Below are 22,579 nucleotides of genomic sequence, written 5' to 3'. Positions count from 1 at the left end.
ACGGCCCCTTTCACAATCTAAAATGACGCCAAAACCCCTTTCCGCGACATAAACTTTCCCCACTGTGACAAATCTGCCATGCAAAAATTGCATGGCTCAACATGTTGTTGTCATATTCCGATACAGTGCCTTGGCCCATCTCCGGTGAAGCCAGAGCCATGAGCCGGGTTCCTGCTCTATCCACTCCTGAAGCCGGTCATTGAGTTGCTGTGTCAGCTTCAGGACATCTGCCTGACGATTCTCGGTAGGTTGTGGGTCAATGGGGGGATCCACAACGAGTACCAGTCTGGCAGGCCCTTCACGGCGCACATGTCCGGTTACAATCAAGGCTTTATGCCGCAGGGCAAACACGGCGGTTGCAGAGGCCGTCATGGCGGGACGACCGAAAAGACTGGCCTCGATGCCATCATTCATTTTCTGATCGCCAAGCACGCCTAAATGGCCGCCGTGAGACAGGTGCTTCAGCGCAGAGCGAGCTCCACGGGCTCCTTTGGGGAACATTGGAACATCCATGCGCATAGCTCGGCGGCGGAGGGCATGGATGATGGAATCTACAATCGGATTGCTGGCTGCCCGATAGAAGGAAGCAAAGGGCATCCCGAATCGTGCCACGACCGGGGGCATGAGTTCCCAGTTGCCAATATGGCCGGAAAAGAAAATGACCGGGCGCCCCGTTGCGCGTGCGGCTTCCAGATATTCCGATCCGTCAACACGCCATCCTGATCCCGTCGGCGTGTTCTGTTTTAATCGGCCCACATGCGGAAACTCCGCCACGGTGCGCCCCAGGTTTTCCCAGCAGTCTTTGACGATACTGCCCCGTTCTTCCCGGGTCAGTTGTGGCATGGCCAGTTGCAGGTTTCGGTCGGCCACTTTGGAGACGGGAATAAGAGGCCCGATATGGCGCGCGACGGAGCCACCCAGTGTGGACGCGGCCGCAGGGGGGAGAATGCGCAGCCAGCCCAGCAGGACGCGCACAAGCAGGGCTTCCGCCCGATGTGGAATTGAAGTCATGAGTGAGGGAACAGAAGATCCAGAATATGGTCCGGCGCTTTTGGGTCGGCCCAAAGAAGCTCAACGTTGATGACGGTGACCTGCGCCCGGAAAGCGGGAGGAAGTTTGACCGCATCCTTGGCTGTGGTCACGAGCGTGGTTCCGGATTCCCGACGCAGCGTTTCAAGGCGCTGGATGTCATTGGCCGAGTAGGCATGATGATCCGGAAAGGGAAGGCAGCGAACAGGGGAGACACCTGCGTCCTGCAGCATGGTGAAAAATTTATCGGGGCGGCCGATCCCCGCGAAAGCGACAACTCTCCGGCCTTGCAGACCGCGGATTTCAGGGCCGGGAACCAGTCTGGCCTGAGCTTTGAAGAGAAATGGGGGAAGGGTGAGCAGCAGCCCGTGACGGTCTTCCCCAATGATGACCACGCACTGCGCGCGCTTCAGAGCATCCAGCACCGGTTCACGCAGAGGACCCGCAGGCATGACCTGCCCATTGCCAAACCCCACGACACCATCCACGACCAGCACCGAGAGGTCCTTGTGAAGTCCTGGGTTCTGGAAACCATCATCCATCACAAGACAATCAGCGCCTTGGCCAACCGCCAGTCTCGCGGTCTGGGCCCGGTCTGCTCCGACCCATGTTGGCGCGGCTTTTGCCAGAAGAAGAGGCTCATCGCCAACATCGCGGGCGCTCGAACGCCCCGGATTGATCTCCAGCGGCCCTTTCTCTCTGCCCCCATGACCGCGACTGAGAATATGCGGAGAATGTCCACGATCTTTCAGTCTTTGGACCAGATCCAGTGTCAGGGGGGTTTTTCCCGTGCCCCCAGCAGTCACGTTGCCGCAGCATAGTACCGGGACTATGGCTCGATAGCCTTCGCGGGTCATACGGCGACGGGTCAGACGGGTTGCGATTCCTGCCAAAGGGCGCAGCATGAATGCCGCAGGGCCTACCCTCGGGACGGACCAGAATCGCGGAGCCCGTAGTCTCATCGTTCAAGTGTCTCCAGAATGCGGGGGCTTAGTCTGGACACCACGGAGCGCTGAAGCACTGCGGGTGAAGGCGTGACATGAGGTTCAGTGATCCACTGGCTCAGACTATCGATATCCTTAACGATGTGAAGATAATCGTGCAGCAGGTTAACCGCTTCCCGCCAGTTTTCCATAAGAGGGCCGGTTGCAGTCGGAACGCCCAGGCGAAGTGGTTCGAAAGGATTGTGGCCACCGCCTTTCCCCGCGAGAGAGTTGCCCAGGAAGCAGCAAGTCGCGAGTCTGTAGAACAGGCCCAGTTCCCCTAATGTGTCGGCAATCCAGCCATGAGCCTTGTTGTTCGGCTCCTGCCCAACGGATCGCCGGGGCAGATCGAAGCGCGAAGCTAGTTCCTCGCCGCGTTTTGGATGCCGGGGGATGAGGATCGTCAGAAGGTCAGGTTGTTTTTTTCTGGCAAGCGTTGCTGCTGCCAGCACCAGTTCCTCTTCACCGGGATGTGTCGAAGCTGCGACGAAAACCGGACGATTTCCAATCACGGCCTGAAGTCGCTCCAATTCAGCGAAGTCGCATGACAGAGGAGGGGCATCCTGTTTGAGGTCTCCATCTTCATAAACGGCTTTTGTGCCTAGGGAGCGGAAGTGTGCCGCGTCTTCCGGGCCTCGAGCTGCAACCCAGGAAAGACGGGAAAACATGCGTCCAGTCAGGCTAGCGGCTTTTTTCCACCGGCGAGCCGAGCGATCCGATAGGCGACCGTTGACCAGCACGACGGGAATAGCCTTGCGGTAGCAGGCTGCAATGATACCGGGCCAGAGTTCACTTTCTACAAAGACAGCACCGTCCGGCTGCCAACGCTTGAGAAATCGGCCAAACCAGCGCGGCACATCGTGAGGAATAAAACGATGAGAGACACGGCGCCCGAATTCTGGATGGCGGCTGACAATTTCTGCGCCCGTCACCGTGGCGGTTGTAAACAGGACATGCAGATCCGGGCGCTTCTCCAGAAGATCATCAAGCAATGGTCGCGCACACAGGGTTTCCCCCACGCTGGCAGCATGTATCCAGAGAAGTGTGCCTTTTGGGCGATGACCGCCCCCTAGACCCATTCTTTCACGAAGGCGGTCTGGCAGCTCCCGTCCTCGCTTCAGACGTACCCGCAGCATGATCGTCAGAGCAGGAGCCAGAAGGCTACCTACGCCCCCCCACAACCGATCCATGACGGAAAGATTTTGATTGCGGACGTTAGCTTCCGCCTGCTTCGCAACGGCATTGAGTGCAACACGGAGCGTCTCGGTATCCGGCTCAAGAAGCGGTTCACCGACCACGACAGACCCGCGCCCAAAGGGGAGTGGAAATGTAAGGCCGTCCCACGAGGGCAGGCGAATGCTGTTGCAGGCCATACCCAGCGGAATAATGGGGCGTCTGGAAATCCGCGATAGCACGAGAATGCCCGGCTGAACCTCCTCTGCCGGGCCGCGCGGTCCATCTGGAGTAATGGCGACAAAAGCACCCTGCTTCAGTTCCCGGAGAGCGACTCTGAGTGCCGCCGCGCCGCCTTTGTCCTTCCCTTTGCGAGAGGTGGAGCCATGAATACCAATGATTCCCCACGGACGAATAGCATCCGCGATAAGGCGTCCATCCGCGTTGCGGGAAATCAGAACCCGGAGCTTAACCCGTGGTTCGATCGCCCGGGCCCAGAACCAAAGCGCTGGAGCCAGTGTCAGGGAACGGTGCCAGAGGGCAAGAACTGTTCCCTGATCAGCTTGCGTCAGAAGCGCTCTTGCCTGTTTGGTGCCTCCGACATTCCAGTGGGTGGAGCGCAGACAGGCACCTAACCAGACATGGATCATGCGAGCGGGCGATATCATGAGCAGTCGGGTAGCATGGTCAGATGGCGCTCGCAAAACTTTGTGACAGACTGTCAGGCTGCTTCGTGATGAACCTGAAGGCCGGTGAAGGTTATCCGGGCCATATCGGAGTGAGTTGGTGCGTGCCAACCCTGTTCGCCAGCCACAGCTTCGAACCATACACCCTGTGCTATCGCGGCAGAGGGCAATGAGAAGTGATTTTCTGTTCCGTTGACGATGATGCGCATCAAACCATTCGGAGACGTATGAATTCCGTAGCGAATGGTCTGATGCGGATAAACCGTGCCGACCACAACGCTCTGCGTGGATGTGCCATTATCCACGAGTGCAAAGACCCGGTCACCTTGAACGCTTAGTTCCGCCACTGGATGCTGTGTGCTTGCCAGGCGGCCAATGACCACTTTTCCATTTCGTGGAAGGTGGTCAATGTGTAGGGCCGCCGTCATGTCAGAATTCGTTTGCTGAAAATACCATGCGGTATTTTCTCGCAAAAGCGTCTCCGGAGCGACCTTCCTACGAATGACTGGCTGGAGGCCGTCAGTCGTGAGTGTCAGGGCACCCGTCTGCTGATCGCGGGAGTAAAAAGCTGTGTTGTAGCCAGAGCCGAGTGTCGCGGACGGAACAAGATGCAGGCCCAGACGCTTGGCAGGCTCCTGAAGTGTAAAAGCCGAAATGTCCGGCGCTTGCGGGACATCCATGGCATGCACCGGCATAGCGATCAGAGCACTCAGGCAAAAAGCTGGGCCAACAAGTCGGGAGATCATAATGTGTCCTTCCGGGGTTCTGGTTGTGACGTCAGATGACTGTTTCAACGCAGAACTCCCGAAAAGGACGCATGATTAGCGGCTCATGAGAACTGTGAGTTTCATGTTCTCAAGGATATGACGGGTCACGCCCCCCAGAATCATCTGGCGAAGACGGGAGTGGGAGTAGGCCCCCATGCTCAGCATATCGGCGCCAAAATCTTCAGCCCCCTTCAACAGGCCAGCACCGACATCCTTATTGATGGGGTCGCAGGCGCGTGTCGTAGCGGAAATGCCATGCAGACGCAGGTAACGGACAACATCATCGCCCGTAGGGCCGCGGCGCTGATATTCTTGGCATGTCAAAACCTGAACGCCTTCCGCGGTATGCGCCCATGGCAGGATGCAGCGGAGTGCAAGCGAAGACTCGGGTGTTCCGTTCCAGGCAATGGCAATGCGGCTGCCTACTGTTTTCGGAGCAATTGGCGGAGCAATGACCAGAGGACGCCCGCTGTCAAAAAGAATGGCATGCAGTGTTTCTGATGCGCGCGGGTCAGTGGCTGAAATGAGATTGGGCACGAGCGTCATGTCTGCTAGGCGTGAGCGCCATGTCAGGGCATCATGTTCCGTGCCGTCCAGCACTTCGAGGCTGGCACTGACACCGCCGCCAATGGACATGCCGATCTTGGAGGCTTCGACGCGGCGAAGTCCGTTATTATGCACGAAGCTGTCGAAGCTGTGTCGGATCCTGATGGCGCGGCGGTGGGCTTCCGTGGCCGCCGCATCAATCATTTCCGTCACCATTCCGGCAGAAATGCCTTCGCCAGCGAGTGTGGCAACTTCGGTCGGATCTGATCCGACAACGACAGCAGACAGGTGTGCATCAAAACGACGGGCAAAATCCAGGGCCACCGACATGACTGAATCCAGATCGTCGGCCCCGGTGAGGGGGAGAAGGATGTTCTTGATTTCGATAAGCATAACGTAAGGCTCCCCACCTTGGGAAAAGGGTGTTCTCTATCTTTACGGATAAAGACGCGTGACGTTCCATTCAGATCCATCACGAGTCCATAATGCTCGGTCATGGAGGCGGAAAGGCCGGTCCTGCCAGAACTCTATGGCGTCTGGAGCAACGCGGAAACCTGTCCAGTTGTTCGGACGCGGAATAGGGCCATTGCCATATTTTTCTTCTGCGGCCTGCAGGCGCTCTTCAAAGGTGCTGCGTTCATCCAGAGGGCGTGACTGGTCAGATGCAATGGCCCCCAGCCGGGACATGGGCGACCGGCTGGCGAAATAAGCATCTGCTTCCTCGTCACTGACCTGCGTAACAGGTCCTTCGATCCGGATCTGCCGACGCAAGGACTTCCAGTGGAACAGCAAGGCGACATGCGGATTGGCCAGCAGATCGCCACCCTTGCGGCTCTCCACGTTGGTATAGAAGACAAACCCGCGCTCGTCCGCACCCTTGAGCAAAAGCATGCGAACGGAAGGGCGGCCATCTGGCGTGGATGTTGCAACGGCCATGGCGTTCGGATCATTGGGCTCAGACGCTTCCGCGTCTGACATCCAGGCTGCGAACAGGGCAAATGGATCAGAAGTTAGATCGATGAGGGGCAGAGAGGGCATGGAAGTCTCCTGAAGCAGCGGGGACAGCCCGAAAGGGCGATGTAAGAACCATAGCGGCTCCGTCCGGGTCCCGGAACAGACCCTGTCAGGTTCCGGTTCCGAATTATGGCGTCAGAGGCATTATATAGAGGAAGCAGGAGCGCTTGCCTTGACCTGCCTCATGGGCCTGAAATCCACACTACGGCTGGAAACTGCCGTCCAAGAGGCATTGAGTGTCGTGTTACTCTTGTTTGCTGGCATCTCTTGTGCGACCACGGCGCTAACACGCCAACGCGATTCAGGAAACCTTCAATGTCTGAAACAGAAGACAACATCCCGGCTCCCGTGACCGGCACCCTCATGAAGGGCAAGCGCGGTGTTATCATGGGTGTCGCCAACAAGCATTCCATCGCTTGGGCTATTGCGAGCGCCTGTGCTGCACAGGGCGCGGAACTCGCTTTCACCTATCAGGGTGAAGCCCTTGGCAAGCGCGTGCGTCCCCTCGCGGAAAGCGTTGGCTCTGATCTGGTTCTGCCGTGTGATGTCAGCGATGATGCAGCAATCGATGCGACGTTCGATGAAATCGAAAAGGTGTGGGGCAAGATCGACTTCGTGCTTCACGCCATTGCTTTTGCTGACAAGCAGTACCTGCGCGGCCGTTACATCGACACGCCGCGTGATGCCTTTCTGCAGGCCATGGACATTTCCTGCTACTCCTTCGTGTCCGTCGCCCGTCGCGCGTCTGCCATGATGAATGCCGGTGGTTCGTTCCTGAGCATGACCTATCTCGGTGCAGAGCGGGTTATGCCGCACTACAACGTCATGGGGGTTGCCAAGGCGGCTCTAGAAGCCTCCGTGCGTTACATGGCCGCTGATCTCGGCCGTGACGATATCCGCGTGAACGGTATCTCCGCAGGCCCGATCATGACGCTGGCTGCTAATGGCATCAGTGACTTCCGCTACATCCTGCGCTGGAACCAGCTCAACGCTCCGATGGAGCGTAACGTGACCCTGAAGGACGTTGGCGGTTCGGGCATGTACCTGCTCTCCGACCTCTCCAGCGGCGTGACGGGCGAAATCCACCATGTGGATTGCGGCTACCACACGGTTGGCATGAAGAACCCGGCAGCTCCGGACATTGCTGCTGTCAGCTCCGGGGACTGACAATGTCAGACAACAGCTTCGGGCAACTCTTTCGCGTCACCACATGGGGTGAAAGTCATGGGCCAGCCATTGGCTGCGTCGTAGATGGCTGTCCACCCCGCCTGAAGCTGTCCGAAGCGGACATCCAGCCTTGGCTTGATCGCCGTCGGCCGGGGCAGTCCCGCTTCACGACCCAGCGTCGGGAACCGGATCAGGTCCGGATCCTATCGGGGGTGTTTGAAGGCCAGACGACCGGCACGCCTATTTCGCTCATGATCGAGAACACCGATCAGCGGTCGAAAGATTATGGTGAGATTGCCCAGAGCTATCGTCCGGGTCATGCGGACATCGCCTACGATCTGAAATATGGCATCCGTGATTATCGGGGCGGCGGCCGCTCGTCTGCGCGTGAAACAGCCATGCGGGTCGCGGCCGGTGCTGTTGCGCGCGTGCTGCTGAAAACGTTGGTCGGAGAAGGCGTGAAGATTCGCGCAGCTCTGACAGGCATTGGTGGTCATACCATTGATCCGGCCCGCTGGGACTGGGATGAAGTGGAGCGCAACCCGCTCTGGTGTCCGGATGCAGCAAGCGTTGGTCCATGGGAAGAGCTGCTCGACTCCATTCGCAAGGATGGGTCATCCATTGGTGCTACTGTTGAAGTTGTTGCAGAAGGTTTGCCGCCCGGTCTTGGTGCGCCAGTCTATGGCAAGCTGGACGCAGATCTCGCTGGTGCTCTGATGGGTATTAATGGTGTGAAGGGCGTTGAGATCGGCGATGGTTTTGCCGTCGCTGCCCTTCGTGGTGAGCAGAACGCTGATCCGATCGCACCGGGGCCGCAGTTCGCATCGAACCATGCGGGCGGCATCCTAGGAGGCATCTCCACGGGGCAACCGATCGTGGCTCGCTTTGCCATCAAGCCAACCAGTTCAATCCTGACGCCCGTGCCGAGCATCAATAGTGCAGGGGATTCGGTGGAGGTTCGCACCAAGGGACGACACGATCCCTGCATCGGTATCCGTGCCGTGCCTGTGGCGGAAGCTATGATGGCCTGCGTTCTGGCGGACCATCTGCTTCGCAATCATGCGCAGTGCGGCTGGGACAACTGATCCCAGCCTTCAGGCCTTAGCTGGCAAGCTTGGCGTCCAAGGTGATCTCTGTATTGAGAACCTTGGACATCGGACAGCCAATCTTGGCCTTGTTGGCAGCATCCAAGAAGTCGGCCTCGGTGGCGTTCGGAACCACGCCACGAAGCGTCAGATGGGCTTTCGTAACGGCAAAGCCATCACCAACCTTATCCAGGGAAATTGTCGACTCCGTATCGAGGGATTCGGCTGTAAAACCAGCATCACCAAGGATCAGAGATAGCGCCATTGTGAAGCAGCTGGCGTGGGCCGCGCCGAGCAGTTCTTCCGGGTTGGTGCCGGGCTTGTCTTCGAATCGCGTGTTGAAACCATAAGGCTGGTCCTGAAGGGCGCCGCTCTGCGTCGAGATGGTGCCCTTGCCTTCCTTGATGGTGCCGCTCCAGTGGGCCGAAGCTTTCTTGTTGATGGTCATGAGACGTTCTCCGCGTGTTGGGGGATGCTGTCTCCAACGTGACCAGACAGGAAACGTTGCCGTGAAAAAACCGTGTGGTGTGGTTGTGAGGCCACTCAGGAAAAGCCCCCTTGGGGATGAATGGGAACCTGTGGCGGTTTTCTGCGATTGCCCCAATATATAGGGGTGTGGATCGTTTATGCCCCTAGATATGGATGACTCCAAATTCACAGCTCTTTCCAATTTGCAAGAGAAGAGTTCGCTTGCAGTGACGGGCGCGGGTGTGGAATTGGAGGGTCATCAAACCGAAAAAATCAGACTGCCGGAGCAGAGCGCAATGACACTTCATGACGTGACGATGGACACGCCACATACGGCCGACCGCCCGCATGACGTGCTTCCGCCTGTTGACCATCCTGTTGGCGAGCGTGCCGTTGGGGAGGGGGAAGAAACGCCCGACATGTTCGATGATGTCGTGCAGCTTCCGGGCCATCATGCCGTCCGTGTGGATCGTTCACGTGATTCGCTTCTGACGGATTTTGGCAAGGCGACTCTGAACAATCGCTACCTTTTGCCAGGCGAGCATTATCAGGATCTGTTTGCGCGTGTTGCGTCCTATTACGGGGCGGATCAGGGCCATGCCCAGCGTATTTATGATTACATTTCGCGCCACTGGTTCATGCCAGCTACACCGATTCTGTCTAACGGTGGAACGTCCCGCGGTCTGCCGATTTCCTGCTTCCTGAACGAAGCCGAAGATAGCCTGGAAGGTATCGTCGGCCTCTGGAATGAAAACGTCTGGCTGGCATCCAAGGGCGGCGGCATCGGGTCTTATTGGGGCAATTTGCGCTCAATCGGCGAGAACATCGGTCGTAACGGCAAGACGTCCGGCGTCATTCCGTTCATCCGCGTGATGGACAGCCTGACACTGGCTATCTCGCAGGGGTCCCTGCGTCGTGGGTCTGCGGCTGTGTATTTGCCGGTCTGGCATCCTGAAATCGAAGAATTCACGGAAATGCGCCGCCCGACGGGTGGTGACCCAAACCGTAAGGCCCTGAACCTGCATCATGGCGTTCTGATCACAGACGCCTTCATGCGCGCTGTTGAGGCGGACGAGGAATGGCCGCTGCTGTCCCCGAAGGATCACAGCATCATCCGCAAGGTGTCTGCTCGTGGGCTTTGGATACGCATCCTGACGGCCCGTATGGAGCAGGGCGAGCCGTACGTCATCTACTCGGATCATGTGAACCGCGCCCGCCCCGAGCATCACAAACTCGCCGGGCTTGAGGTCAAGACTTCCAATCTCTGTGCCGAGATCACGCTACCGACCGGGATCGACCATCACGGCAAGAACAGGACGGCTGTCTGCTGCCTGTCTTCCCTGAACCTGGAAACCTGGGACGAGTGGAAAGACGATCCGCAGTTCATCGAGGACGTCATGCTGTTCCTCGATAACGTTCTGCAGGATTTCATTGACCGTGCCCCGGACGACATGGCGCGTGCCAAGTACGCTGCTGCCCGGGAACGCTCTGTCGGTCTTGGCGTGATGGGGTACCATTCCTTCCTTCAGGCCCGGATGATCCCGTTCGAGAGCGTGATGGCGAAGGTCTGGAACAAAAAGATCTTCCAGCATATCCGCGCTCAGGCCGATGCGGCGTCAAAGAAGCTGGCGGAACTGCGTGGCCCATGCCCGGATGCCGAGGAATACGGCTTCATGGAGCGTTTCTCGCACAAGCTGGCGATTGCTCCGACGGCGTCCATTTCCATCATCACGGGTAATGCCAGCCCCGGCATCGAGCCGATCAGTGCCAACGTCTTCCTTCAGAAGACCCTGTCCGGCTCGTTCTCGGTCCGTAACCGCCATCTGACCACGATCCTTGAAGAGCGCGGCCAGAACACGGACAAGGTATGGTCTGACATCACCCTGAGTAAAGGCTCCGTTCAGCATCTGGACTTCCTGACGCAGGATGAGAAAGACGTCTTCAAGACGGCTTTCGAACTGGATCAGCGCTGGGTTGTCGAGCATGCCGCAGACCGTGCGCCGTTCATCTGTCAGGCACAGTCGGTCAACCTTTTCCTGCCGGCGGATGTGCATAAGCGCGACCTGCATCAGATCCACTTCCAGGCCTGGAAGAAAGGCCTGAAGTCTCTGTATTATTGCCGTTCCCTGTCGGTGCAGCGTGCCGATGCGGTCTCCACGCTGGCCGTGAAGAGTGACATTCTGGACGACGAGAAGTACGAAGCTACCGTGCAGGCTGCCCCGCGTGGCAAAATGAGCAGTGGCGATTACGACGAGTGCCTCGCCTGTCAGTAAGGCAGGTTGGGACTATCGGTTTGAAAAGCCCGGCTCCTCGTTTTGGGAGCCGGGCTTTTTTTATGTTCTCAGGGCGTGTCAGACGCTCTAACGCGACGGAAACCCAGCCAGAGCAGGATAAGCCCCAGTGCTGTAGCGATCCATCCGAATGTTGCGCCGGGAGGTGCAAAATGAAAGTGGATCCGGGTTGGTCCTGCAGGAAGCGGGATACGTTCAAATAACCCGTCCCAAACTTCCGGGACGATGGCAGTGCCATTCACCTCGGCCGTCCATCCCGGCAGCATCACCTCGCGACGAATAAGATAAGTCGGCGCCGGGCAGTTTGCGGCAAGCGTCTCCCGGTCTTTCAGAGTAAGGGTGCAGGCTGCTTCAGTCTCAAAATAGGGGGCAGCGTTCTTCAGCCGGATAAGATCTCCGGTTCCCGTGTGCAGGACGGGTGTCATGGCTTTGCGCACAGCCTCTGTCTCAAAGCGGATGCGCGGCCAAGCCACATGATCCTTCACGGTGGACCAGATCATAACGTCTGTGGTGGCCTCTTTGAGGCTTAATGTCAGGGTGTGGGCATCGGCTGGAATGATTCTATCCAGTTCAATCGACGTCAGACCGTTGTCTGTCGCGTCTTTCAGTCGTGTTTGACCCGTTGCGCATTGCGTGTCGGAACAAACGGACAGGATCAGAATTCCATTCGAGTTGCCAGCGTAAGTGCCCAGTTGCAGCGTTGCCAGGCGGCTGACCGGCTTTTCCCATGATGAAATATTGATTGTGACTTCTGGGGCGTTTGGCGTCAGAGGAAAGCCGTTTGGCTGGCGGTTTTCTAGGGGGTAGGGCGCGATGCTTGGTATGCCATGACCCGGAGGAACCAGCAGGGCTGACACGCCGAGTTTGGCAAATAGATCAGGATGCCGGGCTAAAGAGGCTTCCAGAAAGGCATCCCCGTTTTCAGCAAAAGGATAGGAGCCATTAAAGGTTACGGCGTCGACTTTTGAGCCGAAGTCCTGTTTCAGGCGCTCGATCCATGCTTTCGGCGTGGGAATGGCGTTGTGATTGATAGAGGCGATCCGCAGATAAGCGCCATAATTCGGCTCAATCGGGCCAATGGTCACGAAGCGCTGTAGGCCGGTTTCACCCTGTAGTGCCGTAATAAGGCGTTGGTCTGGATGGGGTTGTTCCGGATAGGCGCTTAGAAGAGGAATTCCGAACAATAAAAGGGTCTCACAAAAGAGAACCGTTCCAATAATTTTCGGATGTTTCCTGCTCACTGCAAGAAAAACCACAACAGCCAAGCAGAGGCTGCCAAAAGCCAGCGATCCTACTGCATAGATGTGGGAGGAAACTGGTCCTTCGGAAACCGAGCAAAGTTTAGTCAGGAACTGATGATCCAGACCATAGGTCGTGACAATAGGGGCGCTCATCACACAAGCAGACAGGATGATTGCTCTGCGGCGCCACACACCACGGAGCATGTCATCGAGGGCGAAGGCTGCAAGAAGAATCAGACAGCTTTCCACCATGGGTTCGCAAAGGCGAAAGAATACGGTGTGCCCAAGTCCTGGCACCAGATCGACGAGTTGAGTGAGCCCCGGAACACCGGCCTGTTTTCCCACGACAGCAAGGAAAATGCCGAGTAGCAGGAAGCGCAGCCCTCGCTCGTTGTTGCCCCCGATGGCGCATAAAGCCAGAAACGGAAGAGTAAGCCCGCAATAGCCTCCTAGGGCATACCATGCATCCAATTCGGAGCCGTAGAATATGGGGCCGTTGATGTAGGGGAATAGCAGCATCGACCATGCCTGATGCGGCAGGGTCTCATCATTGATCTCGCCGTGAACGCCGATGTCAGCATGGGGTAGGAATGTCAAAAAAGCGAGGAGTTGTGGGGCGGCAATCAAACCTGCAGTGAGGCCCCCAAGGCAGATGTGAAGGGCAAAGCGGGATCTGCTGTCAGGAGCAGTCTGGAAAAAGCGCAGAACTGCAAGTCCCAGCGCGATCAGTCCTAAAAGAAAGGCAGTTTCGGGAAAGCCTGCCAACAGGAGATAGGTCAGGCTTAGAGCAAGCCAGCCCCAATTCCCAGCTCGGGCACGTTCCACGCCATAGAGAGCGAGAGGCAGAAAGGCGAGGGGTTCAGACGGGCCGTCCGACGCCCATGCATAGGTGCCGTTGAAAGCATAGAGCAGGCCACCGACCAGCGCGGCGCGCAGATCGAGGCGCAGCTGTTTCAAAAATGCATATGTGGACAGGCCCGCTATGATTTGCAGAGTGCACTTCATCATCAGGAGACCATTCGGCAGCCCCAGAAACAGCACGAATGGTAGAAAAAATGCGGCAGGCTGGTATTCGCCCGCCAAAGGCATGCCGACACCGCTGTAGGGATTCCACCAGGGAATGACACCATGCACCCAGTCGTGCGCCACAAGTCGGCCGAGGGCTTCTACGAAAACGCCTGCGCAACCGTCGATCCAGCCTGGATGTCCTGATATCAGTCCCTTCGCGGCATTGGCGGAGTTCTGCACCATCAGTGACGTCGTCATCATTGGGTCACTGGAGCGTAAGCCGAGCCATTCCGGCAGATAGATGCAGATTGGCAGGAAGATCAGCGCGAGAAGGTGAGAGCGAGGCCAGAAGCGACGCGTTTTCGGGGGCATGGAAGCTCCAGGTGGAGGGTTGTGTTGATTGCATAACCCCCGTGTTTTCGTCCCACAAGCGAATGGATTGTCGACTGATGCAGCGTCGGACGTTATGATCTGCCTCAGAATGATTCTGGATGACCTGGGTTGTGCGTCGCTGCGCCCCTGCAATGGTCTTCAGTCGGACTAAGGTATTGAAAAACACGAATTTTCACGTGTCTGTCTTGTCCGGATCGGATGAAACGCGGCCACAGGAAGAACGTGTCTTTGAGGAAAGTAAGGTCATGAGCAACACGACCCCGAATGCTGGCGAAACGCCAGCGACCGAGCAGCATTATGACCTGATGACTGCGAACCCGGTGTACAAACCGTTTCGCTACCCGTGGGCCTATGATGCCTGGCTAACCCAGCAGCGCGTTCACTGGCTCCCGGAAGAAGTGCCGCTGGCTGATGACGTGAAGGATTGGCACCGTACGTTGACGGAAGCCGAGCAGCATCTCGTGACGCAGATCTTCCGCTTCTTCACGCAGGCGGACGTGGAAGTGAATTCCGCGTATATGAAATATTACAGCCAGGTCTTCAAGCCGACTGAAGTGCTGATGATGCTGTCGTCGTTCTCGAACATCGAGACGATCCACATTGCGGCCTATTCCCATCTTCTCGACACCATCGGGATGCCCGAAACAGAGTATTCGGCCTTCCTGAAGTATAAGGAGATGAAGGACAAATACGATTTCATGCAGTCGTTTAACATCGACAACAAGCGTGAGATCGCGAAGACCATGGCGGCCTTCGGGGCCTTCATGGAAGGGCTTCAGCTTTTCGCATCGTTCGCGATCCTGCTGAACTTCCCGCGCTTCAACAAGCTCAAGGGCATGGGGCAGATTGTCTCTTGGTCCGTGCGTGATGAAACGCTGCACTGCCTGTCCATGATCCGTCTGTTCCGCACGTTCATTCGTGAGAATCCGGAACTGTGGACGGAAGATTTCCGTGAAGAACTGAAGGAAATCTGCCGCACGACCGTTGAGCATGAAGACGCGTTCATTGATCTGGCCTTTGAAATGGGCCCGGTTGAAGGAATGTCCTCGGAAGACGTCAAGCGTTACATCCGCTTTATTGCGGATCGTCGTCTGACGCAGCTTGGTCTTGATCCGGTTTATGGTGAGGAAGAAAATCCGCTCCCGTGGATTGATGACATGTTGAACGCTGTTGAGCATGCCAACTTCTTCGAAAACCGCTCTACGGAATACTCCCGTGCCTCTACGTCCGGCACCTGGGAAGAAGCCTTCGAAGGCAGCGTCTTCGAATAATCTGGGGATAGGGGAGAGTCAGCTTTCGGACAGGCTTTCTCCCCGTCGCAGAACCCGTTCGGCCGCATCGGTAAAGCGGCCATCCTCTTCATGTAAAACCAGTCCCGGACGCAGGCGAAAGATGCCTTTGCCGCCGTGGATGGCCTGGATTAGCACCAGTTTCGCTTCCCGTCCCTGTTTGGGCCAGAAGGGGTAGAGCTGGAGTGAACCGCACCCGTTTTCCAAAAGCGTGTGGCAGGCTCTGTCCGTGATCGCTGCGGATATGATGAACGTCAGTGTTCCACCGGGTAGAACCCAGCGGGTGAGGCTGCGGATCCACGCCTGTGGGTCGGTGTTTTCTGCGCTGAGGGCTAGTCGCCGTCGTTCGTCGGGGGAGGGCGTACCATGCGCGCTGTGCCAAGGAGGATTGGCCATCACGTGATGGAAGCGACCGTTGGCTGTCGGAGCCAGAACTCGCAAGGATGATGGGATTGTCGGGAGCACGGCCTGAAGAGCCGAAAGCGATGTTCGCGAGTCTGGAAACGGGTTGTTCAGGAAATTGTGAGCTGCCAATTGTACTGTATCCGCATCGGCCTCTAGCCCAATGCCGCTCACGCCAGCAACCCGTGCTGCAAGGCATAGCAAGCCTGCGCCTGCACCGCATCCTGCCTCCAGAATGGTCTCTCCGGCTCGTGCAGGGACCGCTGCCGCCATCAGGACGGGCTCAAGCCCCGTACGATAGCCCTTTCGAAATTGTCGGTAGTGGAGTCGTCCGTTGAGCAATGTTCCGTCCCTTTCGTTTTCAGAAAGGGGGGAAGTGCTCTTCAGATGGGCCTTAGGGGGCTGCAATGGGTTGACCACCTTCCTGCTGCCGCTCATATGGTCATTCCAACCTGTCGTCCGGCGTTAATATGGCCTGGTCGCTTTTCCAGACAGGAAGAACGAGCAGGGATACGCCACATCATATCGTGCCTGCACGGTCCTGGGCAGTCCTGGGATAGTGTGCAGGAACTGGAGTAAAGACCCTTGGATTCTGCCGCACCGGATGCTGCCGTGACCGTTGATAAAGCTGTGGTTCAGGGTACAGGTGGCGAAAGCGCACTGTCAGCGCTGTCAGCCTATCTCGAAGAGGACATGCTGGCTTGCAACCGCGCCATTATCGCGCGGATGGAGAGCCCTGTCCCCCTGATCCCGCAGCTTGGCGCTCACCTGGTGGCTGCTGGCGGCAAGCGCCTTCGTCCCCTTCTGACGCTCGCTTCAGCACGGTTGTGTGGTTATCAGCCAGGCCCTGACCATCAGCGTCATGTCGGGCTCGCAGCCTGCGTGGAGTTCATTCACACCGCAACTCTGCTGCATGATGATGTGGTGGACGAGAGCACGCTGCGTCGCGGTCTGGCTTCGGCTAATGCCGTGTTCGGCAATAAGGCGTCTGTTCTGGTGGGGGACTTCCTGTTCGCCCGTTCGTTCCAGCTTATGACGGCAGACGGCTCCCTGAAGGTCATGGCGATCCTGTCAGATGCGTCTGCAACGATTGCTGAAGGCGAAGTCCTTCAGATGGTTGTGCAGAACGATCTCACGACGCCTGTTGAGCGGTATCTCGAAGTCATTCACGGCAAGACGGCCGCACTGTTTGCGGCGGCCTGCCGCGTCGGTGCTGTTGTGGCCGAGCGTCCGGATGCCGAAGAGGATGCTCTGGAGCAGTTTGGCACCAATCTTGGTATGGCGTTCCAGCTTGTTGATGATGCTCTCGATTATGCCGCGGACCAGCAGGTTCTGGGCAAGACCGTTGGCGATGACATGCGGGAAGGCAAGATCACCCTGCCGGTCCTGGCCGCCTATGAGGCTGGCTCACCGGAAGAGCGTGTGTTCTGGGAGCGCGTCATTGGGGAGGGTGAGCAGACTGAGGAAGATCTGCCTCACGCTCTGAACCTGATTGCGAAAACAGGTGCGATCAATACGACGATCGCCCGAGCGCAGGTCTACGCAGATGCGGCTGTTGAAGCCCTGTCCATTTTCCCAGATAGCGAACTGCGTCGCCTTCTGATTGAGACGGTTCAGTTCACGGTGAACCGGGCCCGCTAAAAAGCTCTGTTTTGCGCCAGTCCGCTCAGGGCTGGCGCAGACCTTGCTTTCAGGCTGTCAGTGCGAGCGGGCTGAAAAGAGACCATTCCGAAAAACCTAAACGGCTTACGGCAGCTTCCAGGCGTGGCGCATTGAATGGTGCGCTTGTCATGAAAAGCCGGGGCGGGGCTGAAACTTTGTCTGTTGTGATGGGTGCTAGGGTTTCAAGCACAGTCCGCACTTGTCGGGCGACGGCTGGTGCTGGGTCAAGCCAGTTCAGGTTGGGATGTGCAAGGCGTTGAAACGCTGGCATCAGGAACGTGTAATGCGTGCAGCCAAGCCCGACGGTATCGATGTCCTCGCCATGAGGCTGTTCGAACAGGCACGTCAGTTCGCGTTCGACGTCTGCATCTGGAATGACATCGCCCAGAAAGGCGCGTTCGGCCAGATCGGCCAGTCCGCGCGCACCATGGGTGATGAGACGACAATCTGAGGCAAACTCTCGATGCAGTTCCAGTACATAGGGGCGCCGAGCTGTTGCTGACGTAGACAGCAGGCCAACGGTCCGGGTTGTGGAAATACGCCCAGCCCAGCGGATAGGGGGGACGCATCCAACAACGGGGATGGAGAGACGTTCCCGGAGCGCCGGCAACGCAATGGTGCTCGCCGTGTTGCAGGCAATCACCAGAATGTCTGGCTGAACATCACGGCAGGCTGCTTCGAGCAGGCTGACAATGCGGCCGGTCAGGCGGTCATCAGGTTGTTCCCCATATGGAAACAGCGCGGTGTCAGCCAGATAGTCGATCGTGAGGGCGGGGAGGATGTCGCGCAGAGCCTGAACGACACCCATCCCCCCGATGCCCGAGTCAAAAACAAGGCATCGGGACAAAAGGGCAGGAGAGCCCACGGGCGTCAGCCTTCTGCTTTAGCCTTAAGCGCCAGCGCTTCTTCGGCGCTGCCAACACCGCCGTGCTTGCGGGACCAGCCACAGGGATCTTCAAGGAAGCGACGAACCTCGGCACTGTCCTTTTCAGAGAAATAATCGCCGCCTGCACAGGCTTCGAGCACATCCCACCAGGTGCACAGCGCGTGCAGGGAGATGTCCATGTCTGCCAGCGTTTTGTGGGCGCCTGGGAAGACACCGTAAAAGAATACGACGAAGGTGTGGTTCACGATGGCGCCCGCATCGCGCAGGGCATTGGCGAATCGGATTTTGGACGCGCCATCCGTCGTCAGGTCTTCGACCAGCAGGGTGCGCATGCCATCGGGCACATCACCTTCGATCTGCGCATTACGGCCAAAGCCCTTCGGCTTTTTGCGGACATACGCCATCGGCGTCATCATGCGGTCCGCGATCCACGCAGCGAACGGAATACCTGCTGTCTCGCCGCCGACAACCGCATCGATGCTTTCATAGCCGATGTGGCGGCCGATCTTCTCGACGGCCAGTTCCATGATCTTGGTCCGGGCGCGGGGGAAGAAGATGATCTTGCGGCAGTCGATATAGACCGGGGACTTCCAGCCTGACGTCAGGGTGTAAGGCTCTTCCGGACGGAAGTTGACGGCCTTGATCTCCAGAAGGATGCGGGCGGTGGTCAGGGCTGCGTCCCGGTCCCACTGGGTGCGACCCGCGATCGGGCTCTCTCCATGTTGTGTCATGCTGCTCTCCACTGACGTCGTTTTCTGTGGTTTACCGGCCACAAGACACAAAGGGTAGTGCCAAATTCGTACGCACTTGTTGCTGTTATAGGGAGACCCAATCTATGCTTGCGCAGTCAGGCCTTGCCCCCTAAGGAGTAAGACCGTTTTTCCTCTTCTGAAGCAGGATCAAAAGTGAGCATCGAAACCAGCCGGATCGGCCGGAAATGCGAACGTGCTGTTGTCACAGCCTATCAGGAACTGCGTGAGGTCGGTCAGCCGGACATGCAGGCCTTTGCTGCATGCACGACGCTTTACCGCATCCATCATCCTGAATCTTCCATCACGGAAGCACGCCGCCTTGTTGCGGAATGGATCGACCATCACGTTGTCCGCAAGGCTGATGGCCAGACTCCGGGCTGTGATTGCTAATCCAGCCCGTGTGACAGGGGCCTTTCAGCCCCGGTCACTCATGGAAACAAACTCTCGCTTTGTTTCCCCTACATAAAGCTGGCGAGGGCGCGTAATCCGCCCGGCCGGATCTTCAATCATTTCTTTCCATTGGCTGACCCAGCCCACTGTCCGCGCAACCGCGAAGAGAACAGTGAACATGCTTGTCGGAATCCCGAGAGCTTTCAGGATCAGGCCTGAGTAGAAATCCACATTCGGATAGAGCTTACGGCTGACGAAATAATCGTCTTCTGTGGCCACTCTTTCCAGTTCCTTGGCCAGGTCGAGCAGCGGATCGCGCTCCAGGCCAAGCTCGGAAATTACTTCATGGCACGTCGCCTGTAGGATTTTCGCGCGAGGATCAAAATTCTTGTAGACGCGATGGCCAAAGCCCATCAGACGAACGCTGGAATTTTTATCTTTAACCTGCTCCAGGAAAGAAGGGATGCCCTCACGTGTTCCGATAGACTGAAGCATGTTCAATGCTGCTTCGTTGGCTCCCCCATGAGCCGGTCCCCAGAGCGCAGCAATACCGGCCGAGATGCAGGCGTAAGGGTTCGCGCCGGTAGAACCAACAAGTCGAACGGTCGTGGTTGATGCGTTCTGCTCATGATCGGCGTGCAGGAGCAGGATACGGTCCATGGCGCGCGCCAGAACCGGATTGACCCGGTAGTGATTGCCCGGGCGGGCAAAAAGCATGTGCAGAAAATTCTCGGAGAACGACATCTCTTCATCTGGATAGATGAAAGGCTCACCGATGGAATATTTGTAAGCCCAGGCTGCAATGGTCGGCACTTTGGCAATCAGCCTGCGGGCAGAGAGATCCCGGTCTTCTGCCTGTGAAATATCCAGACCATCATGATAAAACGCGGACAGCGCACCAACAGTCCCGCACAGAATAGCCATCGGGTGGGCATCGCGGCGGAAACCGTTGAAAAAATTGCGGATCTGCTCATTGAGCAGCCGATGGGTATTCATGTCAGCTTGAAACGCCTGATACTGCGGGGTGGTCGGCAGTTCTCCGTAAAGCAGCAGGTAGGCTGTTTCCGTGAAGCTTGCATTCAGGGCGAGGTCTTCAATGGGATAGCCGCGGTGAAGAAGCGTTCCTGCATCGCCATCAATGAATGTGATCTTGCTGGTGCAGGTTGCCGTTCCCGTCAGGCCCGGATCAAAGGAAAAAATACCCAGATTCTGTTGGATTCCACGCAGGTCTGCGACGTCCGGCCCCATGGTGCCTTTCAGGAGAGGCGCCTGCATGGAAGCGCCGCCAGCATGAAGAGTAGCAGTTTCGGACTTTGGATCGTGCATGGAACAGGCGCCTGTCTGGCAGAGTGACGGAAAGGACTAAAGTCTAGGGCGTAGGGGTTTTCCCTGTCCAGAGACACCATCTGTCAGGCCGTCGATGGTCTCAAAAAAAGCGGAAAAACCTAAAAACCGCCGTGAAACTGCGCGCCTTAAAGTTTTTGTTAATAAAATTGTGTTTTTGAATGCGTTTCGGCTACAACCCGCGCTCTTCACGTCGTCAGGTTTAGAAAATCTGCGATTTCCTTTTCCGTCAAAACAGGATCTTCATGTCTCAGATAGTTTCTTCAGGTCAGGCAGTCTCCGGGGGTACCGTCAGCGGAGAGGGTAACATTCTGACCGTTGAAAATGGTGGCTCTATTCAAAGGGTGACCGTTGTGAGCGGTGGTGCTGTTTCTAACGAAGGGGAAGATCGTTTTCTGACCATCAGCAACGGTGGAACCCTGACAGTTGGGTCCGCAGGTACTTCCTACAACGCGACTGTTTTGTCCGGGGGGCTCCAGGCTGTTACGAACGGCGGTCATGCCTACAATGTAGCTGTCAGCAGCGGGGGAATGCAGCTTACGTCTTCGGGCGGGAAGTTGACCCACACACAGCTGAACCCCGGCGCTACCCTCTCGGCTCTGTCTGGCTCGATTGTTGACCATGCTGAAGTTCGCAGTGGAGCGTCGTTCTACGTTGCATCCGGAGCGGTTGCAGATACGACCGTTATTTCGTCGGGCGCTGTCCTGACGCTGCAAAGCGGGGGCATCCTGACCGAGACGATCCTGTCGTCAGGCGGACGGATTGACCTGGATGGACTGAGCTATTCAGACGGGGAAACAGCGACCTTTGTCAGTAGTGGGGGCGCTTATTATCTGAACGTCACTTCTGGTGGAAATGTCGTTTATTCCACGCGGATGCAGGGCGATTACAGCAGCAATGGTGTGACCCTGACGAAAGATGATGACGGTTCAACAATCGCTTCGCTAGGCCCGGTCTGCTTTCTTGGAGGAAGCCTTATCCAGACACCGAGTGGTGAGGTCGTTGTTGAAGATTTGCGTGCCGGGGACGAAGTTGTGGTCATCCGGGACGGCACCGAGCAGGTTGAACGTCTGAATTGGGTGGGACGCAAGAAAGCACAGATTCGTAAAGGGCCGCATCTGGATGAAGCTGGCTATCCGGTCCGCATCTGCAAAGGGGCCGTGTCTGAGCGCGTTCCTCATACGGATCTGCTGTTGACGCCAGAGCATTGCCTTTATCTCAATGGTGTTTTCATTCCTGTGCGTATGCTCGTGAATGGTGGCAGCATTGCCTACGCAACTGACATCACGTCCTATGACTACTACCATGTCGAGACAGCCAGCCATGATGTGATTGTGGCGAACGGTCTGACGACAGAGAGCTATCTCGACACAGGAAATCGCAACAGCTTTGCTCAGCCAGGAAGCATTGCTCACTTCTCGACTGTTGCAAAAAGCTGGGAGGACGACGCTTCTGCACCACTGGTGACGGATCGGGCAGTCGTAGAGCCTGTTCATGCTCGTTTGGCTCAGCGCTCTGAACAGCTTGGCCTGAACGTGGCATCTGAATCTGAGACCACGGGTGAACATGATCTCCATCTCGAAACACGTTCGGGGCAACATATTGCTCCTATGCGTCAGGTCGGAGGAAGGCTCCTCTTTTCACTTCCGACGGGTGCGCGCACGGTTCGTCTGGTGTCACGCGCGTCTCGGCTGTGTGATTCGGTTGGTCCCTATCTGGATGACCGCCGGATGCTCGGCGTTTTGACGCGCACGATCCGTCTTTGGGATGGAGATGGAATGCAAGAACTTATGGCGCGCCAGCCCGCAGATGCTGAGGGATGGTATCCAGCAGATCCATCAGGAATCCGTTGGACGAATGGCAATGCTCTTCTCGCACTCGGGGCGCGGTCGGACACTGACGCCGGTGTTCTGGAAATCGAAATTCTTGAGGCTGGCCCCTATGTAAAACCTCAGACCGCTGAAAAACGCATCAGTCTTCTTTGCGCCTGAGCGAGTCTGGTA

The 22,579-nt window shown here is 57.2% G+C and carries 19 protein-coding genes; 7 read left to right on the top strand and 12 right to left on the bottom strand.

The window, feature by feature from the left end; translation table 11 throughout:
• Positions 1-96 precede the first annotated feature (96 nt).
• From GCE01_RS00710 to pdxH, 6 genes are all read right to left on the bottom strand, one after another.
• Positions 97-1,011, bottom strand: a complete 915-nt coding sequence (locus GCE01_RS00710; RefSeq protein ID WP_099210275.1) for a lysophospholipid acyltransferase family protein — start codon at positions 1,009-1,011, stop codon at positions 97-99.
• Positions 1,008-1,991, bottom strand: a complete 984-nt coding sequence (gene lpxK, locus GCE01_RS00705; protein ID WP_099210273.1) for a tetraacyldisaccharide 4'-kinase — start codon at positions 1,989-1,991, stop codon at positions 1,008-1,010. The genes GCE01_RS00710 and lpxK overlap by 4 nt, the downstream gene beginning before the upstream one ends.
• Positions 1,988-3,835: a glycosyltransferase N-terminal domain-containing protein gene (locus tag GCE01_RS00700; protein ID WP_244591035.1), complete on the bottom strand. Its 1,848-nt coding sequence runs from the start codon at positions 3,833-3,835 to the stop codon at positions 1,988-1,990. The genes lpxK and GCE01_RS00700 overlap by 4 nt, the downstream gene beginning before the upstream one ends.
• A gap of 71 nt (positions 3,836-3,906) precedes the next feature.
• Positions 3,907-4,617, bottom strand: a complete 711-nt coding sequence (locus tag GCE01_RS00695) for a polysaccharide lyase family 7 protein (protein ID WP_099210269.1) — start codon at positions 4,615-4,617, stop codon at positions 3,907-3,909.
• A 75-nt stretch (positions 4,618-4,692) separates the two neighbouring features.
• Positions 4,693-5,577: a universal stress protein gene (locus GCE01_RS00690; RefSeq protein WP_046899585.1), complete on the bottom strand. Its 885-nt coding sequence runs from the start codon at positions 5,575-5,577 to the stop codon at positions 4,693-4,695.
• A gap of 42 nt (positions 5,578-5,619) precedes the next feature.
• Positions 5,620-6,222, bottom strand: a complete 603-nt coding sequence (gene pdxH / locus GCE01_RS00685) for a pyridoxamine 5'-phosphate oxidase (RefSeq protein ID WP_099210267.1) — start codon at positions 6,220-6,222, stop codon at positions 5,620-5,622.
• A gap of 291 nt (positions 6,223-6,513) precedes the next feature.
• On the opposite strand from pdxH, the gene fabI reads away from it, so the two are divergent.
• Positions 6,514-7,365, top strand: a complete 852-nt coding sequence (gene fabI / locus GCE01_RS00680) for an enoyl-ACP reductase FabI (RefSeq protein ID WP_015074825.1) — start codon at positions 6,514-6,516, stop codon at positions 7,363-7,365.
• A 2-nt stretch (positions 7,366-7,367) separates the two neighbouring features.
• Complete coding sequence (aroC, locus tag GCE01_RS00675; RefSeq protein WP_099210262.1) at positions 7,368-8,450, top strand: chorismate synthase; 1,083 nt, start codon at positions 7,368-7,370, stop codon at positions 8,448-8,450.
• A gap of 16 nt (positions 8,451-8,466) precedes the next feature.
• Here the strand turns inward: aroC and GCE01_RS00670 are convergent, their stop codons facing one another.
• Positions 8,467-8,898 carry an OsmC family protein gene (locus tag GCE01_RS00670; RefSeq protein ID WP_099210260.1) on the bottom strand — a complete coding sequence of 144 codons (432 nt, stop codon included), beginning with the start codon at positions 8,896-8,898 and terminating at the stop codon, positions 8,467-8,469.
• 439 nt (positions 8,899-9,337) lie between these two features.
• Between GCE01_RS00670 and GCE01_RS00665 the strand changes: the two genes are divergently transcribed.
• Positions 9,338-11,191: a ribonucleoside-diphosphate reductase subunit alpha gene (locus tag GCE01_RS00665; RefSeq protein WP_232309134.1), complete on the top strand. Its 1,854-nt coding sequence runs from the start codon at positions 9,338-9,340 to the stop codon at positions 11,189-11,191.
• 68 nt (positions 11,192-11,259) lie between these two features.
• Here GCE01_RS00665 and GCE01_RS16645 read toward each other — a convergent pair whose 3' ends face one another.
• Entirely contained in the window at positions 11,260-13,830 is a 2,571-nt protein-coding gene (locus tag GCE01_RS16645; protein ID WP_145995768.1) for a YfhO family protein, read from the bottom strand.
• 266 nt (positions 13,831-14,096) lie between these two features.
• On the opposite strand from GCE01_RS16645, the gene GCE01_RS00655 reads away from it, so the two are divergent.
• Positions 14,097-15,122 (top strand): ribonucleotide-diphosphate reductase subunit beta, encoded by a 1,026-nt coding sequence (locus GCE01_RS00655; RefSeq protein WP_046899852.1) that lies wholly within the window; start codon positions 14,097-14,099, stop codon positions 15,120-15,122.
• An 18-nt stretch (positions 15,123-15,140) separates the two neighbouring features.
• On the opposite strand, the gene GCE01_RS00650 is transcribed toward GCE01_RS00655, so the two are convergent.
• On the bottom strand, positions 15,141-15,815 hold the full coding sequence (locus tag GCE01_RS00650) for a tRNA1(Val) (adenine(37)-N6)-methyltransferase (RefSeq protein ID WP_244591034.1): 675 nt from the start codon (positions 15,813-15,815) through the stop codon (positions 15,141-15,143).
• Between the two features lie 312 nt (positions 15,816-16,127).
• Here GCE01_RS00650 and GCE01_RS00645 point away from each other — a divergent pair, with 312 nt between their 5' ends.
• Complete coding sequence (locus GCE01_RS00645; RefSeq protein ID WP_086634068.1) at positions 16,128-17,183, top strand: polyprenyl synthetase family protein; 1,056 nt, start codon at positions 16,128-16,130, stop codon at positions 17,181-17,183.
• A gap of 49 nt (positions 17,184-17,232) precedes the next feature.
• Here the strand turns inward: GCE01_RS00645 and murI are convergent, their stop codons facing one another.
• Both murI and GCE01_RS00635 read right to left on the bottom strand, forming a co-directional pair.
• The gene (gene murI, locus GCE01_RS00640; protein ID WP_099210258.1) at positions 17,233-18,069 is read right to left on the bottom strand and encodes a glutamate racemase; all 837 of its coding nucleotides are present in this window, start codon (positions 18,067-18,069) and stop codon (positions 17,233-17,235) included.
• Between the two features lie 5 nt (positions 18,070-18,074).
• On the bottom strand, positions 18,075-18,821 hold the full coding sequence (locus GCE01_RS00635) for an orotate phosphoribosyltransferase (RefSeq protein ID WP_016737749.1): 747 nt from the start codon (positions 18,819-18,821) through the stop codon (positions 18,075-18,077).
• Between the two features lie 174 nt (positions 18,822-18,995).
• On the opposite strand from GCE01_RS00635, the gene GCE01_RS00630 reads away from it, so the two are divergent.
• Positions 18,996-19,232, top strand: a complete 237-nt coding sequence (locus tag GCE01_RS00630) for a hypothetical protein (RefSeq protein WP_046899580.1) — start codon at positions 18,996-18,998, stop codon at positions 19,230-19,232.
• Positions 19,233-19,256: 24 nt separating this feature from the next.
• On the opposite strand, the gene GCE01_RS00625 is transcribed toward GCE01_RS00630, so the two are convergent.
• Positions 19,257-20,558, bottom strand: a complete 1,302-nt coding sequence (locus tag GCE01_RS00625; RefSeq protein ID WP_099210256.1) for a citrate synthase — start codon at positions 20,556-20,558, stop codon at positions 19,257-19,259.
• 263 nt (positions 20,559-20,821) lie between these two features.
• Between GCE01_RS00625 and GCE01_RS00620 the strand changes: the two genes are divergently transcribed.
• Positions 20,822-22,567, top strand: coding sequence for a Hint domain-containing protein (locus tag GCE01_RS00620; protein WP_244591033.1), 1,746 nt, complete (start codon positions 20,822-20,824; stop codon positions 22,565-22,567).
• Positions 22,568-22,579: the final 12 nt, after the last annotated feature.

This window comes from Gluconobacter cerinus, from assembly GCF_002723935.1.
GTDB lineage: Bacteria > Pseudomonadota > Alphaproteobacteria > Acetobacterales > Acetobacteraceae > Gluconobacter > Gluconobacter cerinus.
Note: the sequence above shows the minus strand (reverse complement) of the source record. Positions and strands in the feature narration are given on the sequence as shown.